The organism is Rhodococcus sp. PvR044 (genome assembly GCF_040548995.1).
In the GTDB taxonomy this organism is placed as follows: domain Bacteria; phylum Actinomycetota; class Actinomycetes; order Mycobacteriales; family Mycobacteriaceae; genus Rhodococcus_G; species Rhodococcus_G oryzae.
In genome coordinates, this window is sequence record NZ_JBEPSX010000015.1 from 36,532 (window position 1) to 59,136 (window position 22,605).

Annotated in this window: 22 protein-coding genes and 1 riboswitch; of the genes, 11 read left to right on the top strand and 11 right to left on the bottom strand. The window is 69.6% G+C overall.

The window, feature by feature from the left end; genetic code table 11:
* The first annotated feature begins 96 nt into the window (after window positions 1–96).
* The 6 genes from ABIC28_RS25040 to ABIC28_RS25065 are packed head-to-tail and all read left to right on the top strand — an operon-like array spanning window position 97 to window position 5,877.
* Window positions 97–1,200 (top strand): ABC transporter substrate-binding protein, encoded by a 1,104-nt coding sequence (locus ABIC28_RS25040; RefSeq protein ID WP_097214211.1) that lies wholly within the window; start codon window positions 97–99, stop codon window positions 1,198–1,200.
* Complete coding sequence (locus ABIC28_RS25045) at window positions 1,197–2,030, top strand: ABC transporter ATP-binding protein (protein WP_097214212.1); 834 nt, start codon at window positions 1,197–1,199, stop codon at window positions 2,028–2,030. The genes ABIC28_RS25040 and ABIC28_RS25045 overlap by 4 nt, the downstream gene beginning before the upstream one ends.
* A complete protein-coding gene (locus tag ABIC28_RS25050; protein ID WP_097214213.1) occupies window positions 2,023–2,898 on the top strand; it encodes an ABC transporter permease in 876 nt (291 codons plus the stop codon). Before ABIC28_RS25045 ends, ABIC28_RS25050 begins: the two co-directional genes overlap by 8 nt.
* Before the next feature lie 13 nt (window positions 2,899–2,911).
* Entirely contained in the window at window positions 2,912–4,258 is a 1,347-nt protein-coding gene (locus tag ABIC28_RS25055) for an LLM class flavin-dependent oxidoreductase (RefSeq protein ID WP_097214214.1), read from the top strand.
* A gap of 43 nt (window positions 4,259–4,301) precedes the next feature.
* Complete coding sequence (locus tag ABIC28_RS25060) at window positions 4,302–5,294, top strand: LLM class F420-dependent oxidoreductase (RefSeq protein WP_097214215.1); 993 nt, start codon at window positions 4,302–4,304, stop codon at window positions 5,292–5,294.
* A gap of 13 nt (window positions 5,295–5,307) precedes the next feature.
* A complete protein-coding gene (locus ABIC28_RS25065; protein ID WP_097214216.1) occupies window positions 5,308–5,877 on the top strand; it encodes a GNAT family N-acetyltransferase in 570 nt (189 codons plus the stop codon).
* On the opposite strand, the gene ABIC28_RS25070 is transcribed toward ABIC28_RS25065, so the two are convergent.
* The 4 genes from ABIC28_RS25070 to ABIC28_RS25085 all read right to left on the bottom strand — a co-directional run bounded on the left by ABIC28_RS25070 (window position 5,874) and on the right by ABIC28_RS25085 (window position 11,299).
* A complete protein-coding gene (locus ABIC28_RS25070) occupies window positions 5,874–6,533 on the bottom strand; it encodes a DUF3239 domain-containing protein (RefSeq protein ID WP_097214217.1) in 660 nt (219 codons plus the stop codon). The two genes, ABIC28_RS25065 and ABIC28_RS25070, sit on opposite strands and share 4 nt — an antisense overlap.
* 27 nt (window positions 6,534–6,560) lie before the next feature.
* Window positions 6,561–8,219, bottom strand: a complete 1,659-nt coding sequence (locus ABIC28_RS25075; RefSeq protein WP_097214218.1) for a DNA repair helicase XPB — start codon at window positions 8,217–8,219, stop codon at window positions 6,561–6,563.
* Between the two features lie 532 nt (window positions 8,220–8,751).
* Complete coding sequence (locus ABIC28_RS25080) at window positions 8,752–8,877, bottom strand: hypothetical protein (RefSeq protein ID WP_257017835.1); 126 nt, start codon at window positions 8,875–8,877, stop codon at window positions 8,752–8,754.
* Between the two features lie 109 nt (window positions 8,878–8,986).
* On the bottom strand, window positions 8,987–11,299 hold the full coding sequence (locus tag ABIC28_RS25085) for a helicase-associated domain-containing protein (protein WP_209927513.1): 2,313 nt from the start codon (window positions 11,297–11,299) through the stop codon (window positions 8,987–8,989).
* 60 nt (window positions 11,300–11,359) lie between these two features.
* Between ABIC28_RS25085 and ABIC28_RS25090 the strand changes: the two genes are divergently transcribed.
* Complete coding sequence (locus ABIC28_RS25090; protein WP_072751546.1) at window positions 11,360–11,554, top strand: hypothetical protein; 195 nt, start codon at window positions 11,360–11,362, stop codon at window positions 11,552–11,554.
* 67 nt (window positions 11,555–11,621) lie between these two features.
* Here ABIC28_RS25090 and ABIC28_RS25095 read toward each other — a convergent pair whose 3' ends face one another.
* The 4 genes from ABIC28_RS25095 to ABIC28_RS25110 all read right to left on the bottom strand — a co-directional run bounded on the left by ABIC28_RS25095 (window position 11,622) and on the right by ABIC28_RS25110 (window position 14,553).
* Window positions 11,622–12,236: a transglycosylase family protein gene (locus tag ABIC28_RS25095; RefSeq protein ID WP_097214220.1), complete on the bottom strand. Its 615-nt coding sequence runs from the start codon at window positions 12,234–12,236 to the stop codon at window positions 11,622–11,624.
* Between the two features lie 5 nt (window positions 12,237–12,241).
* Window positions 12,242–12,446, bottom strand: a riboswitch (cyclic di-AMP (ydaO/yuaA leader).
* A 168-nt stretch (window positions 12,447–12,614) separates the two neighbouring features.
* On the bottom strand, window positions 12,615–13,925 hold the full coding sequence (locus ABIC28_RS25100) for a glycosyltransferase 87 family protein (RefSeq protein ID WP_354581360.1): 1,311 nt from the start codon (window positions 13,923–13,925) through the stop codon (window positions 12,615–12,617).
* Window positions 13,922–14,329 (bottom strand): YccF domain-containing protein, encoded by a 408-nt coding sequence (locus ABIC28_RS25105; protein WP_097214222.1) that lies wholly within the window; start codon window positions 14,327–14,329, stop codon window positions 13,922–13,924. Before ABIC28_RS25105 ends, ABIC28_RS25100 begins: the two co-directional genes overlap by 4 nt.
* The gene (locus ABIC28_RS25110) at window positions 14,326–14,553 is read right to left on the bottom strand and encodes a hypothetical protein (RefSeq protein WP_097214223.1); all 228 of its coding nucleotides are present in this window, start codon (window positions 14,551–14,553) and stop codon (window positions 14,326–14,328) included. The genes ABIC28_RS25105 and ABIC28_RS25110 overlap by 4 nt, the downstream gene beginning before the upstream one ends.
* A gap of 122 nt (window positions 14,554–14,675) precedes the next feature.
* Here ABIC28_RS25110 and ABIC28_RS25115 point away from each other — a divergent pair, with 122 nt between their 5' ends.
* A complete protein-coding gene (locus ABIC28_RS25115) occupies window positions 14,676–15,089 on the top strand; it encodes a cold-shock protein (protein ID WP_097214255.1) in 414 nt (137 codons plus the stop codon).
* 67 nt (window positions 15,090–15,156) lie between these two features.
* Here ABIC28_RS25115 and ABIC28_RS25120 read toward each other — a convergent pair whose 3' ends face one another.
* The 3 genes from ABIC28_RS25120 to ABIC28_RS25130 are packed head-to-tail and all read right to left on the bottom strand — an operon-like array spanning window position 15,157 to window position 18,165.
* The gene (locus ABIC28_RS25120; protein WP_077042755.1) at window positions 15,157–15,639 is read right to left on the bottom strand and encodes a DUF2771 domain-containing protein; all 483 of its coding nucleotides are present in this window, start codon (window positions 15,637–15,639) and stop codon (window positions 15,157–15,159) included.
* A complete protein-coding gene (locus ABIC28_RS25125) occupies window positions 15,636–17,306 on the bottom strand; it encodes an MFS transporter (protein WP_097214224.1) in 1,671 nt (556 codons plus the stop codon). Before ABIC28_RS25125 ends, ABIC28_RS25120 begins: the two co-directional genes overlap by 4 nt.
* A 58-nt stretch (window positions 17,307–17,364) precedes the next feature.
* Complete coding sequence (locus ABIC28_RS25130) at window positions 17,365–18,165, bottom strand: glutaminyl-peptide cyclotransferase (RefSeq protein ID WP_097214225.1); 801 nt, start codon at window positions 18,163–18,165, stop codon at window positions 17,365–17,367.
* A gap of 59 nt (window positions 18,166–18,224) precedes the next feature.
* Between ABIC28_RS25130 and ABIC28_RS25135 the strand changes: the two genes are divergently transcribed.
* Genes ABIC28_RS25135 through ABIC28_RS25145 form a run of 3 tightly spaced genes read left to right on the top strand, consistent with a single transcriptional unit; the run spans window position 18,225 to window position 22,592 of the window.
* The gene (locus ABIC28_RS25135) at window positions 18,225–19,109 is read left to right on the top strand and encodes a DUF3027 domain-containing protein (RefSeq protein ID WP_257017837.1); all 885 of its coding nucleotides are present in this window, start codon (window positions 18,225–18,227) and stop codon (window positions 19,107–19,109) included.
* Window positions 19,110–19,138: 29 nt separating this feature from the next.
* On the top strand, window positions 19,139–22,039 hold the full coding sequence (locus ABIC28_RS25140) for a sacsin N-terminal ATP-binding-like domain-containing protein (RefSeq protein WP_374102920.1): 2,901 nt from the start codon (window positions 19,139–19,141) through the stop codon (window positions 22,037–22,039).
* Complete coding sequence (locus ABIC28_RS25145; protein WP_097214227.1) at window positions 22,029–22,592, top strand: phosphatase PAP2 family protein; 564 nt, start codon at window positions 22,029–22,031, stop codon at window positions 22,590–22,592. The genes ABIC28_RS25140 and ABIC28_RS25145 overlap by 11 nt, the downstream gene beginning before the upstream one ends.
* Window positions 22,593–22,605: the final 13 nt, after the last annotated feature.

Genomic DNA, 22,605 nt, shown 5'->3' on the forward strand with positions numbered 1-22,605 from the left:
ACTTAAAACCCCGGTGAACGGAACTGTTCCCGACGGCCGCGGCGTCCGTCATCTTTGACGCACCATCCAGCCACGCCCGACCTGAGGACTCAGACCATGGCATCACCGACGCCCAAGAGACGATCAACGCAGCCACGACCCCTGCGCGCACTCGCGGCCCTCGCCGCGCTTCTGACGATCGGTTCCCTGGTCGGTGCGTGCGCGGGGTCATCCGAGACCGAGCAGACCGCGGACGGCAAGTCCGTGCTGCGCTACCAGGGCGCGGCCGGACAGGTCACCTTCCCGGAATTGGCGGCAGACCTCGGCTACTTCCAGGACATCGAGCTGAAGTGGGTCGGTGACACCACCAGCGGGCCGCAGGACATCCAGTCCGTGGCGACCGGGCAGACGGAGTTCGGCAGCGCCTTCAACGGCGCGATCGTCAAGCTTCGCTCCGCGGGTTCCCAGATCACCTCGGTGGTGAGCTCGTACGGTGCCGATCAGGGCACCTTCACGGGGTACTTCGTGCTCGACGGCGGGCCCATCACCGGTGCGCGGGATCTGATCGGCAAAAAGGTCGGCATGAACACCCTTGGTGCCCACCATGAATTCGTCGTGCGCGAATGGCTGGCCAAGCAGGGGCTCACGCCCGATGAGATCAAGCAGGTCGAGTTGATCGTGGTTCCCCCGATCAACACCGAGCAGGCGCTGCGGGAAGGCCAGATCGACGTCGCCGCACTCGGGAGTGTCTTCCGGGAGACCGCCGTCGGCCGCGGCGGGCTACGCCCGCTCTTCACGGATTCGGCGATCTTCGGGGACTTCAGCTACGGCACCTATGTCCTGCGTGACGATTTCATCGCCGAGAACCCCGAGGCCGCGAAGGACTTCACGCAGGGCGTGGCACGAGCCGTCCGATGGACCCAGACCACACCGCGGGACCAGGTCGTGGCCAGGTTCAAGGAGATCATCGGCGAACGAGGCCGCAACGAGAACACGAGTTTGACGGACTACTGGCGCAGTCCGGGTATCCCGGTCGCGGGGGCGGTCATCGCCGACCGCGAGCTGCAGACGTGGATCGACTGGCTGGTCAGGAACGGCGAACTGAAGCCGGGCGAGTTGACGGCGGCCGACCTGTTCACCAACGAGTTCAACCCCTACGCGAACGGGGCCTACACCGCCACCAGCGGTGCAGACGGACAGGCGCTGGGGGCAGGAAAATGACCGCAGAACCCAAGCTCCGGCTCGACCGGGTCAGCAAGCACTTCGGCATCCGCGGGTCCGATGACCGGTTCACCGCGATCGAGGACATCAGCATCGACGTCGCCGACGGCGAGTTCCTCGTCCTGGTGGGCCCGAGTGGCTGCGGCAAGTCCACGCTGCTGGATCTTCTCGGCGGCCTGACCACACCGTCGTCCGGGCGGATCCTGCTCGACGGTGAACCGATCACCGGACCCGGCCTCGACCGCGGGATCGTCTTTCAGCAGTACGCGCTGCTGCCGTGGCGGACCGCGCAGCACAACATCGAATTCGGTTTGGAGGCAAAGGGCCTGCCGAAGCGGCAGCGACGGGAGATCGCCGACCACTACCTCGAATTGGTCGGGTTGCAGGGGTTCGGCGACCGGTACCCGCACGAGCTGTCGGGCGGGATGAAACAGCGGGTCGCGATCGCACGGAGCCTGGCCTTCGACCCGGAGGTGCTGCTGATGGACGAGCCGTTCGCGGCGCTCGACGCCCAGACCAGGGAGTCCCTGCAGGACGAGCTGCTGCGGATCTGGCGCACCACCGGCAAGACAATCCTGTTCATCACGCACGGCATCGACGAGGCCGTGTACCTGGGGCAGCGGGTGGCGGTGCTCACCTCGCGGCCGGGTCGCGTGAAGACGGTGGTCGACATCGACATCGACCGCACCTCGGCGGATGTCCGCTCCGACGCGCGATTCCGGGAGTTCCGCCACCACATCTGGAGCCAACTACAGGACGAGGTGGCGCGCGCGCAGCACCAGGAGCTCGAGGTGGCGGCGCCCGCACAGAAGGAGACGGCCCATGTCTAGTGTCGAACTGCTCGCGCCGCCGGTCGCCGCCCGCGGCCAGGTGCCACGCACCGCGCAGGCGGCGTCACGACGTCCGGGGGCTCTCGCCCGCGGCGGCCGCGCGGTCCGCGCCACCGCTTGGCGGGTGCTCAAGCCATCGCTGGCGATCGGCCTGTTCCTCCTGCTGTGGGAGCTGGCCCCACGCCTCGGCCTGGTGGACAAGGTGTTCCTGCCGCCGTTCTCCGTGGTGGCGGGCGCCTTCGGCGACCTGGCCGCCAGCGGAGAGCTGTGGAACCATGCCTCCGCGAGCCTGAGCCGGGCGCTGACCGGGTTCGCGGTCGCCATCGCGATCGCCATCCCGCTGGGCGTCGCCATCGCGTGGTACCGCCCGGTGGCCGAGTTCGTGAATCCGATCCTCGAGCTGCTGCGCAACACGGCCGCGCTCGCGCTGCTGCCGGTCTTCGTGCTGGTGCTCGGCATCGGGGAGACCTCGAAGGTCGCCCTCGTGATCTACGCGAGCACCTTCCCGATCCTGCTGAACACCATCTCGGGAGTCCGGACGGTCGATCCACTGCTGGTCAAGTCCGCCCTGTCGTTGGGCCTCACACCGATCCGGCTGTTCCAGAAAGTGATCCTGCCCGCCGCCGTCCCGACCATCTTCACCGGCATCCGGATGGCGGCGGCATCCTCGATCCTCGTCCTCATCGCCGCCGAGATGGTCGGCGCCAAAGCGGGTTTGGGATATCTGATCACGGCATCGCAGTACAACTTCCAGATCCCGAAGATGTACGCCGGCATCATCGCGATCTCACTTCTCGGTCTCGTCTTCAACGGAATCCTCATCCTCGCCGAGCGCCGCCTGTCCCGCTGGCGCGTCGGTCCGATCTAAGGAGATCATCGCAATGTCTCAGCGTTCCAAGCAGTTTCACCTCAATGCGTTTCTCATGGGCGTCGGGCACCACGAGGCCGCCTGGCGTCATCCGCGCACCGATGCCGACGACGTGCGGTCGGTCGAGCATTTCGCCGAGCTCGGCCGGATCGCCGAACGCGGCAAGCTCGACTCGGTGTTCTTCGCCGACGGGCTCGCGGTCGGCCCTCGCATCAAGCACAACGCGCTGTCCACCTTCGAGCCGGTCACCCTGCTCACCGCGATCGCGGGCGCAACGGAGCACATCGGGTTGATCGCCACCTCCTCGACCACCTACAGCGACCCGTTCACCACGGCCCGCAAATTCGCGTCGCTCGACCACATCAGCGGCGGCAGGGCGGGCTGGAACATCGTCACGAGCGCAGGCGAGGACGAGGCCGCCAACTTCGGCCTCGACGCGATCCCGGATCACCTCGGCAGGTATCAGCGCGCCGAGGAGTTCGTCGAAGCAGCGGTCGCCCTGTGGGACAGCTGGGAGGACGACGCCGTCGTGCTGGACCCCGACACGGGGATCTTCGCCGACCCGGACAAGGTGCACGCGATCGACCACGATGGCGAGCACTTCCGGATCCGTGGCCCGCTGAACTCACCGCGCTCACCGCAGGGCCGCCCCCTGCTGGTGCAGGCGGGCTCGTCCGAGAGTGGGAAGGAGTTCGCGGCGCGGCACGCCGAGGCGGTGTTCACCGCGCAACGCACGCTCGCCCAGGGGCAGGAGTTCTATCGGGATCTCAAGGCCCGGGTGACCGCCCACGGGCGCAACCCGGACGAGTTGAAGGTGCTGCCGGGCATCGTCCCGTTCATCGCCCCGACCGAGGCCGAGGCGAGGGCGCTGGAACGGGAGTTCACCGATCTGATCTCGCCCGACTACGCGCTCCGGCAGCTGTCCGCCATCCTCCGCGTCGACCTCACCGAGCACTCCCTCGACGCGCCCCTGCCGCCGCTGCCGCCCATACACGAGATCCAGGGCAACAAGAGCCGCTACGAGCTGGTCAAGGAGCTGGCCGAATCCGATTCCCTGACCGTGAGGGAGCTCATCGGGTTGCTCGGGGGCGGGCGCGGGCATCGGACCTTCGCGGGCACCCCGGAGCAGATCGCGGACGAGCTCCAGTTGTGGTTCGAGCAGGGGGCCGCCGACGGCTTCAACATCATGCCGCCCTTCCTGCCTGGCGGTCTGACCGATTTCGTCGACCAGGTCGTGCCGATCCTGCAACACCGCGGGCTGTTCCGCACGGACTACACGGCGTCTACCCTGCGCGGGCACTACGGGCTTGCGCATCCGGCCAGCCAGTTCGCGGCGTCGCAGGCCAGGAACAGCGCATGAGCGAAGCCTGATGGGCAGGCCGGCTCCTCGGTAGGATCAGCGCATGCGTTTCGGGATGTTCGTACCGCAGGGTTGGCGTCTGGACCTGGTGGGCATCGACCCGGCCGAGCAGTGGGACGCGATGAAGTCGGTCACGCTGCGGGCCGAGGCCGGACCGTGGGAGTCGGCCTGGGTGTACGACCATTTCCACACGGTGCCCGCACCCACCGACCAGGCCACGCACGAGGCCTGGTCGGTGATGTCCGCGCTCGGCGCGGTGACCTCCACCATCCGGCTCGGGCAGATGTGCACCGCGATCAGCTACCGCAACCCCGCCTACCTGGCCAAGATCGCCGCCACCGCGGACCTCATCTCGGGTGGCCGAATCGAGATGGGCATCGGTGCGGGCTGGTACGAGCACGAATGGCGTGCCTACGGTTACGGATTCCCTTCCGCCGGTGAGCGTTTGGCGCGTCTCGACGAGGGCGTGCAGATCCTGCGACAGGCCTGGAGCACCGGGTCAGCGACCCTGGACGGCAAGCACTATCGGGTCGACGGCGCCATCGTGCGACCGCTGCCGCTGCAGGAGGGCGGCATCCCGCTGTGGATCGCGGGCGGCGGCGAGAAGGTGACTCTCAAGATCGCGGCGAAGTACGCGCAGTACACCAATTTCGACGGCACCCTCGAGGGCTTCACCCAGAAGTCCGCCGTCCTCGAGAAGCACTGCGCGGCGGTCGGCACCGACTTCGACGCGATCGTGCGTTCGGCGAACTACAACGTGGCGATCGGCGCCACCGAGGCGGAGGTCGAGGACCGCCTGGCCGCGACCAAGGCCAGGATGGCGAGATTCGTGGGCGAGGACCTCGCGGAGGCGTCGATGGCGGCGTTCCGCGGGATGCCAGGGGTCGGGACGCCGGAGCAGATCATCGAGAACCTGACCGCGCTGCGCGATCAGGGCCTGAGCTACGGGATCTGTTATTTCCCCGAGGCCGCGTACGACACCTCGGGCATCGAGCTGTTCGAACGCGAGGTGATCCCCGCGCTGGCGGGGACGTGAGGCAGGAGCCGACATGTTCGTGGAATCGCTCAACGACGAGGGTCTGTGGCTGACGCCTCCCGGACCCGGCGACGTCGAGTCCATCGTCAGGTGCTGTCAGGACGAGGCGGTGGGGGAGTGGACCACGCTGCCGGTGCCGTACACCCACGACGACGCGCAACGCTTCGTCGAGCGGGTGGTGCCCGTCGGATGGGCGGACCGCAGCCCCACCTGGGCGATGCGGCACACACCCGCGGGCGCCGTGGTCGGGATGATCGGTCTCGCCTGCCGTGACGACTCGGCCGCGGACATCGGCTTCTGGCTGAACCAGGCGGTCCGTGGCCGCGGCCTGATGGCAAGGGCGGTGAACCTGGTGTGCGACTTCGGTTTCCGTCCGGACGGGATGGCGCTGGAACGGATCGAGTGGCGCGCGTATGTCGGCAACAAGCAGTCCGCTTCTGTGGCGCGGCGGGTGGGCTTCCGATTCGAGGGCACGCTGCGCGCGGGCGGACTCCAGCGCGGGCGCAGGCGCGACGAATGGGTGGCGGGCCTGCTCTACGAGGATCCTCGGGAGCAGGCCGAGGGCTGGCCGGACCTCGGCTAGCGCAGGTCGGCCGGGTCGACGGGGATCTGCTGGTTCTCGGCGCGCGGGACCTGCTCGGCCAGCGGGATCGACTTCGCCAGCAGCTTCCACTCCGCGCCGCTGATCGAGTCCGCCGCCCGCCGGATCACCTTCTGGTCCTTGGTGCCCCAGGCGATCGGCATCGGGCTGACCATCTGCCAGGTGTCCGCGGTGGACTTGTTGCTGCGGTCGGCGAGCACCGCGATCGAGGGCACCCGCTCGCCGACGTTGGTCAGAGAATGCCCAGGCAGCGCCCGGATGTTGCGGGTGACCAGGGCGTAGTGCGGGCGATCCGCGGACGGCTTGGCCACGTCCACCAGCGCCAGCAGCGTGGCCCCGCGGGGCCGGGCCACCGCCACCACGGCGGGCACCAGCGGGCCCTCGGCGTAGAGCTTCTCGACCGAGCCGACCTTCTTCGGGGCCCAGAACGCCACCCACAGCGAGGTCACGGCCAGCAGGGCGACCACAACGCCGACGATGTAGGACCACGGATGAGCCAGGTAGATCAGCCAGGCCGCGAGCCCGGCCAACAACATGGCCGTGACGATGGCCGAGACCCGGAGTCGCCGGACGTCGCCGACCGTCTCGTTGACGGAGTTGGCGTGGGAGTGGTCGACGGGGAACTCGAAGCTGCGCACGGTCCCATTCTTACCCGATGGCTGGGCCTACCCGATGGTCGGGCCGAGCAGGTCGTCAGCGTCGGTGATCCGGTAGGCGTAGCCCTGCTCGGCGAGGAAACGCTGGCGGTGCGCGGCGTACTCGGCGTCCAGCGTGTCGCGGGCGACGACCGAGTAGAAGTGCGCCTGGCCCCCGTCCTGCTTCGGGCGCAGCAGGCGGCCGAGACGCTGCGCCTCCTCCTGTCGGGAACCGAAGGTCCCCGAGACCTGCACCGCGACAGAGGCCTCGGGCAGGTCGATGGAGAAGTTCGCGACCTTGCTCACCACCAGCGTCTGGATCTCGCCGCGCCGGAACGCGTCGAACAGCGCCTCGCGTTCCTTGTTCTTCGTCGAGCCCTGGATGACCGGTGCGTTCAACGCCTCGCCGAGTTCCTCGAGTTGGTCGAGGTAGGCGCCGATGACCAGGGTCGGCGAATTGGGGTGCCGGTCCAGGATCGACTTGACCACCGCGATCTTGGTGTGTGCCGTCGAGCACAGCTTGTAGCGCTCCTCCGGCTCCGAGGTCGCGTACGCCATCCGCTCGGCATCGGTCAGCGTCACCCGGACCTCGATGCAGTCCGCGGGCGCGATCCAGCCCTGCGCCTCGATGTCCTTCCACGGCGCGTCGTACCGCTTGGGACCGATCAGCGAGAACACATCGCCCTCGCGCCCGTCCTCGCGGACCAGGGTCGCCGTCAGGCCGAGGCGACGCCTCGATTGCAGGTCGGCCGTCATCCGGAAGACCGGCGCGGGCAGCAGGTGCACCTCGTCGTAGATGACCAGGCCCCAGTCGCGGGAGTCGAACAGCTCCAGGTGCTTGTACTCGCCCTTGGTGCGGCGGGTGATCACCTGATAGGTCGCGATGGTGACCGGGCGGATCTCCTTGCGCTCGCCCGAGTACTCGCCGATCTCCTCCTCGGTGAGCGAGGTCCTGGCGATCAGCTCACGCTTCCACTGCCTGCCTGCGACGGTGTTGGTCACCAGGATCAGCGTGGTGGCCTTGGCCTTGGCCATCGCCGCCGCGCCGACCATCGTCTTGCCCGCGCCGCACGGCAGCACGACGACGCCCGAGCCGCCCGCCCAGAAGGAGTCGGCCGCCATCTGCTGATAGTCGCGCAGCTCCCAGTGCCCCTCCTCGAAGGCGAGGTCGATCGGGTGCGCCTCGCCGTCCACGTACCCGGCGAGGTCCTCGGCAGGCCAGCCGATCTTGAGCAGCATCTGCTTGAGGTGGCCGCGCTCGCTCGGGTGCACCACGACGGTGTCCTCGTCGACCATGGCGCCGAGCATCGGCGAGATCTTCTTGTGCCGCATCACCTCGGTGAGCACCGCCCGGTCCATGCTGACCAGGATCAGGCCGTGCACCGGACTCTTCACCAGCTGCAACCGGCCGTACCGGGCCATCGTGTCGACGATGTCGACCAGCAGCGGCTGTGGGACCGCGTACCGGGAGAACGTGACGAGCGCATCCACCACCTGTTCGGCGTCGTGTCCCGCCGCGCGCGCGTTCCACAACGCCAGCGGGGTCACCCGGTAGGTGTGCACGTGCTCGGGCGCGCGCTCGAGTTCGGCGAACGGGGCGATGGCCTGCCGGGCCTGGCCGGCGAGCTCGTGGTCGACCTCCAGGAGCAGGGTCTTGTCGGACTGGACGATCAAGGGGCCGTCGGTCACGTGCGCCTCCTACGTAGACAACCACTCCATTGTCCACACTTTGCTGTGGGGTGGTCGTCACAGGCACCGCGGTCCCGGCTGATCCGTGTCCGTGGCCGAAAAAAGTGAAGGATTCTCCCGCGATCCGGAGAATCCTTCACTTTTAGTGCGTCACCGTTGTGTGGCTACCCTTTTCTTCGTCTCCATTACGTGCACGAGCGCCTCGGAAATTCCGGAACGGTATCCGGCGTCTCGCTCGGTGCGGACCTCCGTGGTGTCGAGTTCATTTTCCAGCCTGGCCTGAATTCGGTCCAGGGCGAGAAGTGTTCTTTTCACGGATGGTCCTTCTTGTTTTTTACGGTTGGGCGGCATTCTGGAAGTTCGCACTGCCGTGCTCGTTCATCCAGCACGAACAGTCTGGCGGACCGCAGTGCGGCGTGATACCCACTGGACCGCGCATTCGAGAACATCGCCTCCCCGGCTAGTTCGTCGATCCGGCTGTGCAGGGTGTCGAGGACCAGGGGGATGGGTGGTGCGGTCGCCTCGGTGTGCATCAGTGGCGTTTCCGTTTTCTGATCAGCTCTCCGGAATCGGCTGCGCGATCCCTTTTTTCGGCACGTCGTTCCTTGAGGGACTGTGCCGGTTTCTTCAGGCTCTTGCCGGGTTTCTTGTCTGCCATTGTCGCTCCTGAATTCGAAGTGGCAATCACTTGGGCCGACCATACGTCATTTCCAGGAAAAAGCCAGTCGCGCACGCGGGCGTGCTTTTCCTGCCCGCGCGGCCCGGAATCAGTCGAGGAGGTTCACCGAGGTGATCCGGTGCAGGGTGAATCGGCGGACCGCCCCGGTGTCCGGGTCCAGTGCATCGAGCTGACCACCACCGACGCTGATCGGATCGACGACGCGCTCCGTCGCGACGCCCTGCGCGTCCACATAACCGATCGCCACGCTGCGCCGCACCTTCGCCGCCAGCTGCAGCAGTGCCATCGTCGCGGCGCCGCCCGCCCGGCTGCCGTCCGAACGCACGCCCTGACCGCGCGGGGCGGTTGCGGCCCGCTGGCCGGCCCGCAGCTGGCTGACGAGGGACCCGAGCTGGTCGTCGGTGGGTACCGCGGGCATCCGCAGCGCAGGACGCGTCCGGCGTCGCGGCACCCGGGCACCGCGCGGTCGCAGGTCCACGATCGCGCCGGAGGAGTCCTCACCCGCCGGCGCGAACCCAGCCGACCGGAGCTGGTCGAGCACCTCGCCCAGCGGCGCCTGCGAGATCGCGACGGTCGGGGCAAGGGCACGCAGCGCCAGCTGCTCGGCCACCGCGGAGGCCAGCACCTCGGCGAGCAGCGCCGGGTCCTCACAGCGGATGAACGAGGACGCCACCCCCGCCCGCAGCTGGCCGTGCCTGCGCGCGACATCGTCGATGAGGTACGTCAGGGCCTGCGGCACCGGCGTCTTCGAGCGCTTCTCGAACAGCGCGTGCAGCTCCGCGGCGCTCTTCCCGGCGTCGAGCGCCCGCCGCACGCTGTCCTCCCGGATCCGGTACATGGTGGCCGCGCCCGCCGATTCGATGTCCGCGACCAGGGTGATTTGCTCCTGGAGCTCCGGGATGAGCGGGCCGGGAGCCATCACCGTCAGGTCCGCCTGCACCAGGACGTAGTCGATGGGGGCGGGCAGGCTCGCCGTCATCTCGGCGACCACCGCCTCCGCGGTGGCCCCGTGTAGCAGTCCTCGGCCAGGTGACGCGAGCGCGCCGCGGCCGATCAGCCCGACCGCGGCCGCCTCGGCGACGGTGTGTTCGACGGCCCCCGCACCGAACCGGCCGGACCAGCGCGGGCGCCGCCACGCGACCAGCGCGGCGAGCTCGGACGTGGTCGCGCCCTGCCCCGGCGCGAGCTCGCCGAGCAGCTCGAGCACGAATTTGCGGTCGCGGGGGGCGCCGGATGCGCGCACCTCCTCGGACAGTGCGGCGATCGCCTTGTCGTTGGGATCACGCAGCCCGATCACCCATGGCCTGCGCGGCATCTCCAGCCAGCCGTGGGCGAGGGTGTACCACCGCTGGGCGGTGCCGGTGTTGAGCCAGGCATCCGCGGCGACCGTCGGTGCCCAGTAGTCGTCGCCGGTGTCGGCGGCCGGAGCCGGGTCGGGGGCCCCGCTCGCGATCAGGCCGGCCGCGGACAGCAGCTCCACGATCAGGCTCACCCGGTTCTCGTCGACGCCCGCCGCCTTCGCAAGGCGCCTGGTCTCGCGGACCCCGAGCCCGCCCGCCTTGAGGGTCGGTGCGGGCTGGTCCCCGAGGGCCGCGATCAGGTCCTCGCAGTGCCGGATCAGTTCGAGCGCCTCGCCCGCCGCGATCGCGTTCACGTCCGCGATCTTCTGCTTGTTGGTGCGGATCGGCGGCGGGGTCAGGGCCATCGGGTCGGTGATCGTCTCGCCGCGCAGCGCCTGGCCGACCTGATGGGGCAGCTCGACGGTCTGCTCGTCCACCCAGGTCAGCAGGCCGAGCGACAGCAGTCGCTGGACGGGCCGGTCGGGTGGGGTGCCGGGCGCGGCGTCGCGGGTGCGGCCGATCGGCGAGCTGGTGGCCAGGGTCTCGAGCAGCCTGCGCTCGGCATCGGTCACGGTCGCCAGGCCCGCGATGACCTGCGCGGCGGACATCGGCTCCTGTGGCCGGTCGACCCGCCAGGTGACGGCGTCGTTCGCGGTCGCGACGACCCGCAGCACCTGCGTGCCCCAGACCAGTGCCCGGGCCCGCAGTGCCTTCAGTGCCCGGTCGACGGTCTTGACCGGCGCCCGTCCGGCGAGCGCCTCCGCGAGGACCTCGCGCCGGACCCCGACCTCCGCTCCGCGTTCGAGCGAGAGCACGCCGATCACGGTGAGTTCGAGGACGTTCAGGTCGTCGGCGACCCGAAGCACCGATGCGCGCTGTTCGGCGCGGGCCGCAAGGACCGCCAGGTTCGCCGGTGGCGGCACCGCGAGATCCGGGCGCAGCCTGAGCAGTTCGGCCAGCTCCGCATCGGTCCTTGCGGTCAGCCAGGCGAGCAGGCTGTCGGGCACGGCGGTGCCGTGAGGTGATTCGGCGGCCGGGGCAGCACCTTCGGTATCGGTCATCAACTATCAGATTAGAGACCTGGGGTGTACCACGGCGCGAGCTCCTGCCAAAATGGGACTGTGGCTAACAATTCGAGCAAGCGATACGTAGATCCAGGCTGGCCGGCGCCGGAACTCCAGGATGGCGATCATGCCGTCACAGAGCTCTCGTCGAGCCGCTCCGGTGGGCTGTCCCCGTTCGGGGAGGACACCGAGTTCCCTCTCCCCGTTTCTGAACTGCCCTACACCCACCCGCACACGGTCATCAATCGCTGACCTCGGATACCGAACGCGAAAGGCCCCGCACCTCGTAGGTGCGGGGCCTTTCACGTGAAGGGGGGTCTCAGCGGGGCAGGAGACCCGAGTTGGCCTTCAGGAAGTCGATGACCTGGGGGTTCAGCTTGGCCTGCTCGAAGAGCGCCTCGATCTGCGGATCGAGCGCGACGCCCTTGGCCTGGACCGCCTCGAGGGCGCTGTCGAGGCTGTCGAGCACGTCGGCGGCGCCGTCGGTGGTCGGGAGGCTGGTCACGGCGGGCAGCTCGGCCGCGGGGGCAACCTCGGCGGCGGGGGCGGAGCGCGGGGTCGAGCCGCTGGTCAGGCCGAGGCTCGAGGAGCAGGACGGCCAGGCGCCCCAACCCTGCGAGGCGAGGACCTTCTCGGCGACCGCGATCTGCTGCTCACGGGTGGCCTGGTTGGCGGTCGCGGCGTACTGGCCACCACCGTGGGCGTTCCAGGTGCTGGGGGAGAACTGCAGTCCACCCTGGTAGCCGTTGCCGGTGTTGATGCCCCAGTTGCCGCCTGCTTCACACTGCGCGAGGCGGTCCCAGTCGGAATCGGGGGCTGCGTTGGCCGGGGCCGCGAAGGCCGCGCCGGCTGCGCCCAACACTGCGCCGGTCACGACGACCTTGGCTGCGTTGCGGCGGGTGTTCGTGGGCTTGCGGTGGCGTCCAGTGCTCATGCGGGTTTTCCTCTCCTCACGCGCCTGCGAGGTCAGCTGTCGGGTTCGGGCTGAGAGGTCGCCCGGCCTCGCCGCTCCTGGATGGTGCGGGTCTGGCTTCACCCCAAGAGGAATTCGCTTGCGCGATTTCCTCGGTGTCCACTGGGGACGTGGGTCCCCCGTCCTCGTCCCTGGGTAATTCGTAGGAATCCGGTTCCGCGGGACGAGGTTTGGCGCGGCGGATCGGATCTGGCCGAACTTCTCCGGCCGCAGATGACCGTACGTGGCCGAGGCCGTGTAGTCATCTGTTACCTAAATTTCGATTCTTTCGGCGTTTCGCCCGAAAATTCCGACGTATTCGCAGGTCAGATTGGGTCGCCTCGGCCCGAGACCGTCCTGTTATGTTACCGTGATGTGAGGTAGATCACAGTTTCGATCGGCGCTGACCTCGGGCTCCGCACGGCGCAGTCGCGGTCCCAGGCCCCGGCGCGGCCGCAGCGCGATCAGCGTGGCGACGGCGATGACGACGAACATCAGCGGATACACCGCGGCGAAGAACGGAGCCAGCGCATCGGAGGTGGGGACCATGAACAGGCCGATCGCCTGCACGCTGTCCGGGAACTCATGGGTCCAGCAGAGCAGGGGCAGCGCTAGTGCCGCGGGCAGTAGCCAGGCGGTCGCCCGCCCGGCGCCGAGCGCGCGGTGCATAGCCAGGACCAGCAATGGCACGAACCACACCCAGTGGTGGCCCCAGGAGAACGGCGAGACCGCCGCGGAGGTCAACCCGCACATGGTGGTGGCCAGCAGCGCCTGTCCGCGCTTGTGCGCCAGCCAGGAGGCGCCGAGCCCGAGAGCGGTCAGTGCGGCCGCGAAGAGCGCCCACAGCATCAGCGGCGGGTCCGCGACGTCCAGCCAGCGGGCCAGTACCCCGGCGGCGGACTGGTTGGCGGGCCACGCGGTCTCGCCGATTCGCGTCGAGTGCAGGATCACCGCGGTCCAGTAGGACCACGAGTCCGAGAAGATCACCACGAACCCGACGGCGACGGTCGCGAGGAACCCGGCGATCGCGGTCGCCGCCGCGCGCCACTGCCTGGTGACGAGCAGTTCGACGATGAACAGGCCGGGCGTCAGCTTGATCCCGGTCGCGATCCCGACGCCGATCCCGCGCAGCCTGCTGCCCTCGGGACGCCCGAGATCCCACACGATCAACAGCATCAACAGCAGATTGATCTGGCCCAGCCAGATCGTGGTGCGGACCGGCTCGAGCCAGGTGAAGATGACCGCCATCAGCCCGGTCGCCACGTACAGCCGGCGATCCGTCCGGTACCCGAGTTGCCGCCAGCACAGCAGGACGACGGCGTAGAGGATCCCGAAGTTCGCGAGGTATCCGAGGAGGGTGGTGAGCTCCGCCGAGACGGCGTTGAGCGGGGCGAACAGGACGGCCGAGAACGGCGGATAGGTGAACCACATGCCGCCGTGCAGTGCGTGGTCGTAGAGCCCGTCCGACCGCAGAACGGTGGCGCCGCCGCTGCGGTAGACCAGCAGGTCGAGGCCGTTCTGGAACAGGCCCCACAGCGGGTATCCCATCGGCACCACCCGGTCGTGCGCCACGATCACGGCGAGGGCAAGGGCACCGAGTGAGCCGAGGAACAGCGGGTGAGAGGGGAGTGCGCGCCCCGCGGCCGGGGTGGCGCGGGGCGGCGGGGTCATGCCGGGAAGCTCGTTGACGACGTGGGCGCCGCACCGACGTCCACGATCTCCTTGCCGAGCGGCATCAGCGAGATCGGGATCATCTTCAGGTTCGCGATGGCGAGCGGGATCCCGATGATCGTGATCGCCATCGCGATCGCGCTCACCACGTGGCCGATGGCGAGCCAGATGCCGGCCACGATCAGCCAGATCACGTTGCCGATCAACGAGCCGATCCCCGACGTCGGGCGCTCGACGACGGTCTTGCCGAACGGCCACAGCGCGTAGACACCGATCCGGAACGACGCGATCCCGAACGGGATGGTGATGATCAGGATGCAGCAGATGATGCCCGCGACGAAGTAGCCGAGCGCGAGCCAGAGTCCGCCGAAGATCAGCCAGATGATGTTGAGCAGGATTCTCATTGGTTTCCCTCTCTTCGAACGCGGCGGCCGGACCGCAGCGCGAAAGCAATGCCGAGCAGGAACCCGATCGGGCAGGCAAGGGCGATCAGGTACAGCGCCAGTCCCGGCTCGTGGCCGGTCGCAGCCACCACGAAGATCGCAACGATGGCGAGGACGCCGACGAAGAAGAACAGGAGTGCGGCACGGAAGAGACCGTTGCCGCGGGGAGAGGATTGGCTGACCACCTTCCAACCGTATCCCCCGCAAACCCCGGTGCTCGGGAGGGGCACGCGGGGGTAGACTTCGGTCCATCGCGTCCCGCAAACGGTGGGGCGCGTTCATTTATGTAGATGAGCAGGTGAACGCAGTGCCTACCGGCAAGGTCAAGTGGTACGACGTTGAAAAGGGCTTCGGCTTCCTCTCCCAGGAAGAGGGGGAGGACGTCTACGTCCGTTCGTCTGCGCTGCCCGACGGTGTCGAGGGCCTGAAGGCGGGCCAGCGCGTCGAGTTCGGGATGGCCGCGGGACGTCGTGGTCCGCAGGCGCTGAGCCTCAAGGTGCTCGATCCGGCGCCGTCGATCCGGCAGGGCGGTGGAGCCCGCAAGGACGACACCGTGCGCAAGCACACGCCCGACGAGCTGCACGGCATGGTCGAGGACATGATCACCCTGCTCGAGGCCAAGGTGCAGCCCGACCTGCGCAAGGGCAAGTACCCGGACCGCAAGACCGCGCAGCGCATCTCCGAGGTCGTGCGCGCCGTCGCCCGCGAGCTCGACAGCTAGCCGCACCCGACACCAACGCCGAGGGGCACCGTCACGCGACGGTGCCCCTCGGCGTTGCTGTACCCGATCAGGCGGTCTTGATGGCCCACGTCGCGTGCACCAACGGCAGGCCCTGCTCGTTGACCACGGCCGACGGCTGCTGGATCTCGATGCCGTTGAGCTGCATGCCCTCCGGGGTCTCGACGGTGATCGCGAGGGACTCGCCCGGCGAGTGGTATCGCTCGTCGACGCCCACCCGGCCGTCGTCGAGCTGGTAGACCATCACCACTCGCCACAGCCCGTCGGCGATGTCGCCGGGCAGGGAGATCTGCAGGGGCTTGCCGCGGGGGACCTGGAGCTCGGCGACGGGGCTCTCCACGCAGTCCTCCAGATAGAGGTTGCAGTACTGGGTCGGCTCCACCACGAGGGACTTGCCGCCCGCGAACGCGGTGACCGTCGGCGGCTCCTCGTCCGCGCCCCGCACCAGCGCGGTGACGACGGCCGCGAACCCGGCGAGCGCGATCAGCAGCCCCAGGGTCCCTATGAGGACGATCTTCTTTGTCTTGGTCACGACGTTCGGTTCCCTGCGTTCGCGGAGATCGGTCGAGTGATCTCCTGGTTGGCCACATTCGGGCGTTTGCCACCGAGGCCGGGGAGCAGCGTCGAACCCCGGTAGGTGAGGAAGGTCTGGACAAGGCCGAGCACGAGCAGCACCGACACCACGGAGAATCCGATCCAGTACTCGGTGGGCAGCAGCACGCCGAGCGCCCCGCCGATGACCCAGCTCAGCTGCAGGACGGTCTCCGAGCGCCCGAAGCCGGAGGCGATGGACTCCTCGGGCAGGTCGTGTTGCAGCGAGGCGTCCAGCGACACCTTGGCCAGCGCGCTCGCGCCCGACGCGACCAGGGTGGCCAGCGCCGCGGTGAGCAGGCTGTCGGTGAGGGCGGCGATGATCGCGATCGCGGTGACGGCGGCCGTGCAGCGCAGCACGATCACCGACGGTCTGCCGAGCTTGAGCCGCGCGCCGGTGGCGTTGCCCGCGAAGTTGCCGATCGCGGCCGCGGCGCCCACCAGGGCCAGCATCGCGGCCTGCGCCATCGGCTCGTGCTCGGTGCGGGACTTCGCGACGAAGGCGATGTAGAGCGTCAGGAACCCTGTCAGCACCCGGATCGTGCTGTTACCCCACAGACCCGTGATGACTGCGCGGCCGAGCGGCTGGCGCCGCTTGCTCGCCTTCGCCGCCTCGCCCGCGTCCTTGCCGATCGGCTCGGTGCGCGCGTCGTCGCCGTGATAGGTCAGGGTGGCGGGCACCTCGCCCTCCGTGACCTCCACCCATGCCGGGATCCGCATGCTCAGGTACGCGCCGAGTGCGGCGACCGCGGCGGCGAACCACAACGGCCCCGAGGACGACCTGACGATGAGCGCGAGCGCTCCTGCCACCGCCCCCGCGCCGATGGTGCCGCCGATCAGTCCGAAGACCGTCAGTCGGGAGTTCACCCGGACCAGGTCGATCTCCGGCGGCAGCACGCGCGGGGTGACGGCGCTCTTGAGCACCGAGAAGGACTTGCTCAGCACCATCATCGCGAGCGCGGCCGGATACAGGCCCCAGCTGTCGAAGTTGAAGACCAGCACGACCGCCAGCACGGTGCGCAGCGCGAACGAGGATGCAAGCGCGAGCCGTCGGCCGTGCTGCAGTCGGTCGAGCATCGGGCCGATCAGCGGGGCGATGACCGCGAACGGGGCGATGGTGATCAGCAGGTACAGCGCGACCTTGGTCTTGTCCTCGCCGGTGGCGGCCGAGAAGAACAGTGTGTTCGCCAACGCGACCGCGATGGCGGCGTCGGTGGCGAAGTTCGCCATCACCGCATAGGTCAGCGCGGTCAGTCCCGACTTCTCGGCGCCGTCGGCCTTGGCCGCCCGGTGGAAGGTGGCGATGCCCCTGTTCGTCAGTTCACGGCTGCGCATCGCCGCCACCCGGGTGACGGTGAGCTTGCGGGGAATCGGTGGCGGCTTCGGCGAGGAACCTTGCCGGGTTTCACTCGAGGAGCCCTGCCGGGTTTCACCGGAGGAACCCTGTCGGGTGTCACCCACGGGATGCAGCGGGGGCAGCGGCGCGCGGCGGGCCGAGGTCCGGCGCGTCGGCGGATAGTTCTCGAATCCCGGATGGCCCTGGCCCGGTCCGAGGTCGTCGGATGCCCGACTCCCGTCGGGATCGTTGGGCACGCGTGGTCCGGTCACGGGTCAATTCTGTCCTAGATGGGCGACAAAGGACCACACGCCTCGCCCGTCGCGGCTGTCAGGGCACGAAGCGGACCTCGAACAGGCGTGGGTAGTACTTGCCCGTGATCAGGAATCGGTCGGTGCCCGGCACTTCCGCGATCCCGTTGAGCACGTCCACCGAGCGGCTCTCCTCGTCCGTGAGCAGGCCCGACGCGTCGATCACCGCGGTGATCCGGCCGGAGTCCGGGTCGATCCGCACGATCTGCTGGGTCTGCCACACGTTCGCGTAAACCGCTGTGTCCCCGACGCATTCGAGTTCGTTCAGTCGGTCCTGCGGTTGCCCGTCGAGCGTGACCGCCACGGTGCCACGCGGCTCGAAGGTGACCGGGTCGCGGAAGGTGAGGGTGTCCGAGCCGTCGCTCATCAGGAGGCGGTCCGACTGCGCGCACAGGCCCCAGCCCTCGCCCTCGTAGCTCGTGCGGGAGCGCTCGGCGAGAGTGTCGCGGTCGCGCGCGATCGCCACGCCGTCGCGCCAGGTGATCTGCCAGACGGTGTCGCCCGCGACGGTGATGCCCTCGCCGAACATCTGCTCGGGCACCGGCACCCGGAGCCGCTCCACGCCGGTTTCCAACGAGGCGGCCCGCATGTCCGACCGTCCGGCCATGCCGGTGCCCTCGAGCAGTTCGCCGTCCGAGACCTCGAGGCCCTGGGTGAAGGCCCCCCGGTCGTGTGGCCGCTCGCCCACGACCTCGACGCGAAGTCGCTCGACGCGGTCCGCGTCCGGTTCCGTGCCGGAATTCGTGGCCGCGTTGGTGCAGCCGGTGAGCATCAAGGCGGCCACAGCGGCCGCGATCTGGGGTAGCCGTCGCCCGGTCATCGGACCAGCATTGCAGCCCGTTGCGCCGGTGATTTGCTGCGATACGGCAAAATGGGGGTGTGAGTGCCCAATCTGCCCCCGAGCTTGCCCCCGTGCGCCCCGTCCTCGCCGATGCTGTGGACCTGGCCCGTCAGGCGTTGATCGACCTCGGCGAGGGGGAAGTCGGTGCACATCTGGGCGTCACCTCCGAGGGCGAGTGCGCCGCCACCCATCGGTTCTCCGCGCAGCTGCCCGGTTACCGCGGCTGGCAGTGGGCGGTGGTTCTCGCGGCCGACCCGGAGTCCGATCGGGCGACCGTCAGTGAGCTGGCCCTGCTGCCCGGTCCTGACGCGCTGACCGCGCCCGACTGGCTTCCGTGGGACGAGCGGATCCGCCCCGGCGACCTCTCGCCGGGCGACCTGCTGGCCCCGCTGCCGAGCGACCCGCGGCTGGTGCCCGGCTACGTGGCGACCGGCGACCCCGCGGTCGACGAGGTGGCGCTCGAGGTCGGCCTCGGCCGCAAGCAGGTCATGAGTCTCGAGGGCCGGCTGGACGCCGCGGAGCGTTGGCGCGAGGGCGACTACGGTCCCGACTCCGAGATGGCGAAGGCCGCGCCGTCCACCTGCGAGCTGTGCGGGTTCTATCTGCCGCTGTCCGGTTCGCTGAAGGTGGCGTTCGGGGTGTGTGGCAACGAGATGGCCGCCGACGGTCACGTCGTGTACGCCGAGTACGGCTGCGGCGCCCACTCGGACACCACGCTGCCCACCGGCGCGGGTAGCCCGCAGTTCGACGCCTACGACGACGGCGCGGTGGAAATGGTCGCGCTGCCGGAACCGAAGGTGGAGGCACCCGCAGCCGGGGCAGTCACGGACGAGGTGCCCGCGGACGAGGTGCCCGCAGCCGAGGCGCCCGCGGACGAGGCACCGACCTCCGACGCCGCCGGGGAACCGGCATCGACGGACTGACGGTCGCCGATCCCTTCGGCGCCGATGCGCTGAGGGAATCGACGCTGCTCGCGTGGCGTTCCTCGCCGACCAGGCTCCGCGAGGATGCCGCAACCGAGGCCGACCTCGCGGCCGCGGGATACCGCGACCGATTGCTGACCGAGCTGGCCCAGAACGCCGCGGACGCCGCCGCAAGGGCCGGGGTGCCGGGGGCGATGCGGATCACGCTCGACGGCACCCGACTGCACGTCGCGAACACCGGCGTCCCCCTCGATCAGGCGGGGGTACAGGCCCTGTCCGCGCTGCGGGTCTCGGGTAAGGACACCGACGGCGGGCCGGTGGTCGGCAGGTTCGGGGTCGGATTCACCGCCGTGCTGTCGGTGAGCGACGAGGTCGAGGTGCGGTCCCAGACCGGCTCGATCGTCTTCTCCGCCGAGCGGACCCGCGACGAACTCCGCGCCGCCGGCTTGGACGAACCCGAGCGGGGCGTGCCCGTACTGCGGTTGGTGTGGCCCACCGACGCGGCGCCCGCCGCCGGTTTCGACTCGGAGGTGGTGCTGGCGCTGCGACCGGGCGTGGACGGGGAGGAGTTGCTGCGGCAACTGGCCGAGGACGCCCCCGACCTGCTGCTGGAGCTGCCGGCGCTGGCGTCGATCGAGCTCGCCGACCAGACGTTCACCCGATCCGAGCGGCCGCTCGCCGACGGGCTGACCGAGCTCCGGGTTCAGGTCGCTCCGCTCCCGTCGGTCGGCGAGCGCACCTGGTGGCAGTACTCGGCGGCCCCGTCCGCGCGCTGGGCGGTGCCGGTCAGCGACGGACGGGTCCGCCCGGTCTCCGCCGATGTGCTGCGCGCGCCGACCCGGTCGGACGAGGAACTGTCGCTGCCTGCGATCCTGATCGCGGACGCGGCGCTGCAGCCCGACCGCAGACGGCTGATGCCGGGTGCCGCCCTCGAGCACCTGGCCGACGGATATGCCGATTTCGTTGCGGCGCTTCCTGAGTCGCAACGACTGCGGCTGGTCCCACTGCCCGGGTTCGCGCGCGGTGAGGTGGATGCGGTGCTGCGCGAGGCGGTACTGCGGGAGCTGACCGGCAACGCCTGGCTGCCGGGCGCCGACGGCATGGCGCTGGTGCCGGGATCCGCCGTCGTGCTGCCGGGGCTGACGGCGGAGCTCGCCGATCTGCTGCAGGACGTGATCCCCGGGCTGCTCGGTCCCGCGCTGTCCACCGAGCGCGAGGCCCAGGCGCTGTCCGCCGTCGGGGTGCACCGCATCGGGCTGGCGCACCTGACCGAGCTGCTCGCCGGGATCCATCGCGAACCGGGTTGGTGGGGAAGGCTTTACGTGGCGCTGGAGCCGCTGGTCGTGGATTCGGTCGCCGCGGAAGAGCTGGCCGCCATCCCGGTGCCGCTGACGGACGGTCGCACGGTGACCGGCCCGCGAACCGTCGTGCTCGGCCACGACCTCGGGGCGCTCGGTCACGGCATCGACGCACACGGGGTCCATTGGATCCGGCTGGTGCATCCCGATGCCGCCCACCGGCTGCTCGGCAGGCTCGGGGCGGGCAGCGCATCCGCGCTCGACGTTCTCGCCGACCCCGCCCTGCGGTCGGCGATCGAGGACATTGATCTCGACGATCCCACCGCCGCAAGCGAACTCGCTGAACCGGTGCTGTCGCTGTCCGCGGTCGCCGCCGCGGCGGGTGACCTGCCCGGCTGGCTCGGCCAACTGCCCCTGCCGGATGAGGACGGAATGCTGCGCGCCGCGGACGAGTTGCTGCTGCCGGGCGCGCCGCTCGCCCGCGTGCTGGCGGCGGACTCGCCGTTCGGGACGGTGTCGCCGAAGTTGGTCGAGCGGTTCGGCGAGGCAGCGCTGCGCGGAGTCGGGGTCGGCTGGGGATTCACCGTGCTCCGGGCGGACCTGCCGACCGGACCCGAGCAGGACCTCGATGACGAGGACGCCTGGTGGTCGACACTCGAGGAGGATCCGGAGGTGCTGCTCGCCGTCCGTGACCTCGACCTCGTGGACTCCTGCGCCTGGCCGGAGGCGCTCGGCCTGCTGGCCGGTGAGCCCGCGACCGCGGCGCTGCTCTCGGATCGGATCGGGTACACCGCCTGGTGGTTGCGCAGGCACGCGCGCCTGGGTGGGGTCCGGCTGGGGTCGATGCGCCGGCCCGACGATCACACCTTTGAGGGGCTGCTCGACGTGTTCGAGCACCCGGACGCCGCGGCGTTGTCGGGGGTCGTGGCCGCCGACCGGGTCGACGGTGTCGAGATGGCGGAATTGCTGCTGGACCGGCTCGCCGACCGCGACCGGGACCCGGGCCCCGCTGTGGTGGCGCGAACGCACCGGCTGCTGGCGGAGGCGACTGCGTCGGGGATCCTCGACCTCGACGAGCTCTCGCCGCCCGCGGCGGTCCGGACGCTGTCCGGGCAGCTGGCCGACCCGGCCGAGGCCGTCGTGCTGGACCGGCCCTGGCTGGCGGCGGCCGTGCCGTCGGAGCTCCTGGTGGTCGGTGATCTGCCGAGCGCGGCCGGGCTGGCCGAGCTGCTCGACCTGCCACCCGCGTCCGAGGCGATTCGCGGCGAGGTGCTCGGCGCAGGCCGCCGCGTCAGCGCCTGGGACCGCGAGCCCGCCGCGGTGCTCGCCCACATCGCGCTTGGACTGCCCTTGCCCGAGGGCACCCTGGTGGTGCACGACCGCCTGACCGTTCGGCTGAGCGGGGCGGTGCGGGGCGACGTCGAACTGCCGTGGTGGGTGGACGAGGAGGGGCGGACGCACTGCACGGAGCGCGGGTTGCTGGCTGGAGCGGAGCCTGCGGAGCGACCATGTCCCGGAGCGGAGCCTGCGGAGCGACCATGTCCCGGAGCGGAGCCTGCGGAGCGACCATGTCCCGGAGCGGAGCCTGCGGAGCGACAGGATCTCGAAAGGGGCCGGCCGGATGCCGATTGACCAGACGGTGCTGGATTTCATGGTCGGGATCCGCACACCCTGGCTCACCGACGTCGTCACGGTGATCACGAATCTCGGTGGCACGGTGGCCTCGTGGGTGATCACCTCGGTGATCGTGCTCGCCCTGCTGGCGCGACGGCATCGACCGGAGGCGCTGCTGGTCGGAGGCGCGATGTTCACCGGCCAGCTGGTGATGTCCCTGCTCAAGCTCGCGTTCGGCCGGGAACGGCCGCCGGAGCCGGCACGGTTGGTGGTCGAGCTGACCCATTCGTTCCCGTCCGGGCACGCGATGATGTCGTCGATCCTGGTGTGCGTCGTTGCGGAGGTGATCGTCCGGATCGGCGGGCCACGCTGGAACACCCCCATTGTGTTCGTGGGGCTGGGCCTGTGGACGCTGGCGGTCGGGCTCTCCCGGGTCTACCTGGGTGCGCACTGGCTCACGGACGTGATCGCGGGCTGGCTCTTCGGCGCCGCCTGGGCGGGTCTGTGGATCTGGGCGATTGTTAAATCTTCGCGAAACTCTGCCAATGGAGCGCCGTCTTCCCTAAGGTGACCGCTTTGGACGA

Bases quoted from the DNA above. Each gene is read 5' to 3' on its own strand.
- ABIC28_RS25040 (WP_097214211.1), top strand. From the start codon at position 97: ATGGCATCACCGACGCCCAAGAGACGATCAACGCAGCCACGACCCCTG.
- ABIC28_RS25045 (WP_097214212.1), top strand. From the start codon at position 1,197: ATGACCGCAGAACCCAAGCTCCGGCTCGACCGGGTCAGCAAGCACTTC.
- ABIC28_RS25050 (WP_097214213.1), top strand. From the start codon at position 2,023: ATGTCTAGTGTCGAACTGCTCGCGCCGCCGGTCGCCGCCCGCGGCCAG.
- ABIC28_RS25055 (WP_097214214.1), top strand. From the start codon at position 2,912: ATGTCTCAGCGTTCCAAGCAGTTTCACCTCAATGCGTTTCTCATGGGC.
- ABIC28_RS25060 (WP_097214215.1), top strand. From the start codon at position 4,302: ATGCGTTTCGGGATGTTCGTACCGCAGGGTTGGCGTCTGGACCTGGTG.
- ABIC28_RS25065 (WP_097214216.1), top strand. From the start codon at position 5,308: ATGTTCGTGGAATCGCTCAACGACGAGGGTCTGTGGCTGACGCCTCCC.
- ABIC28_RS25080 (WP_257017835.1), bottom strand. From the start codon at position 8,877: ATGGCAGACAAGAAACCCGGCAAGAGCCTGAAGAAACCGGCACAGTCC.
- ABIC28_RS25085 (WP_209927513.1), bottom strand. From the start codon at position 11,299: ATGACCGATACCGAAGGTGCTGCCCCGGCCGCCGAATCACCTCACGGC.
- ABIC28_RS25095 (WP_097214220.1), bottom strand. From the start codon at position 12,236: ATGAGCACTGGACGCCACCGCAAGCCCACGAACACCCGCCGCAACGCA.
- ABIC28_RS25100 (WP_354581360.1), bottom strand. From the start codon at position 13,925: ATGACCCCGCCGCCCCGCGCCACCCCGGCCGCGGGGCGCGCACTCCCC.
- ABIC28_RS25105 (WP_097214222.1), bottom strand. From the start codon at position 14,329: ATGAGAATCCTGCTCAACATCATCTGGCTGATCTTCGGCGGACTCTGG.
- ABIC28_RS25130 (WP_097214225.1), bottom strand. From the start codon at position 18,165: ATGACCGGGCGACGGCTACCCCAGATCGCGGCCGCTGTGGCCGCCTTG.
- ABIC28_RS25145 (WP_097214227.1), top strand. From the start codon at position 22,029: ATGCCGATTGACCAGACGGTGCTGGATTTCATGGTCGGGATCCGCACA.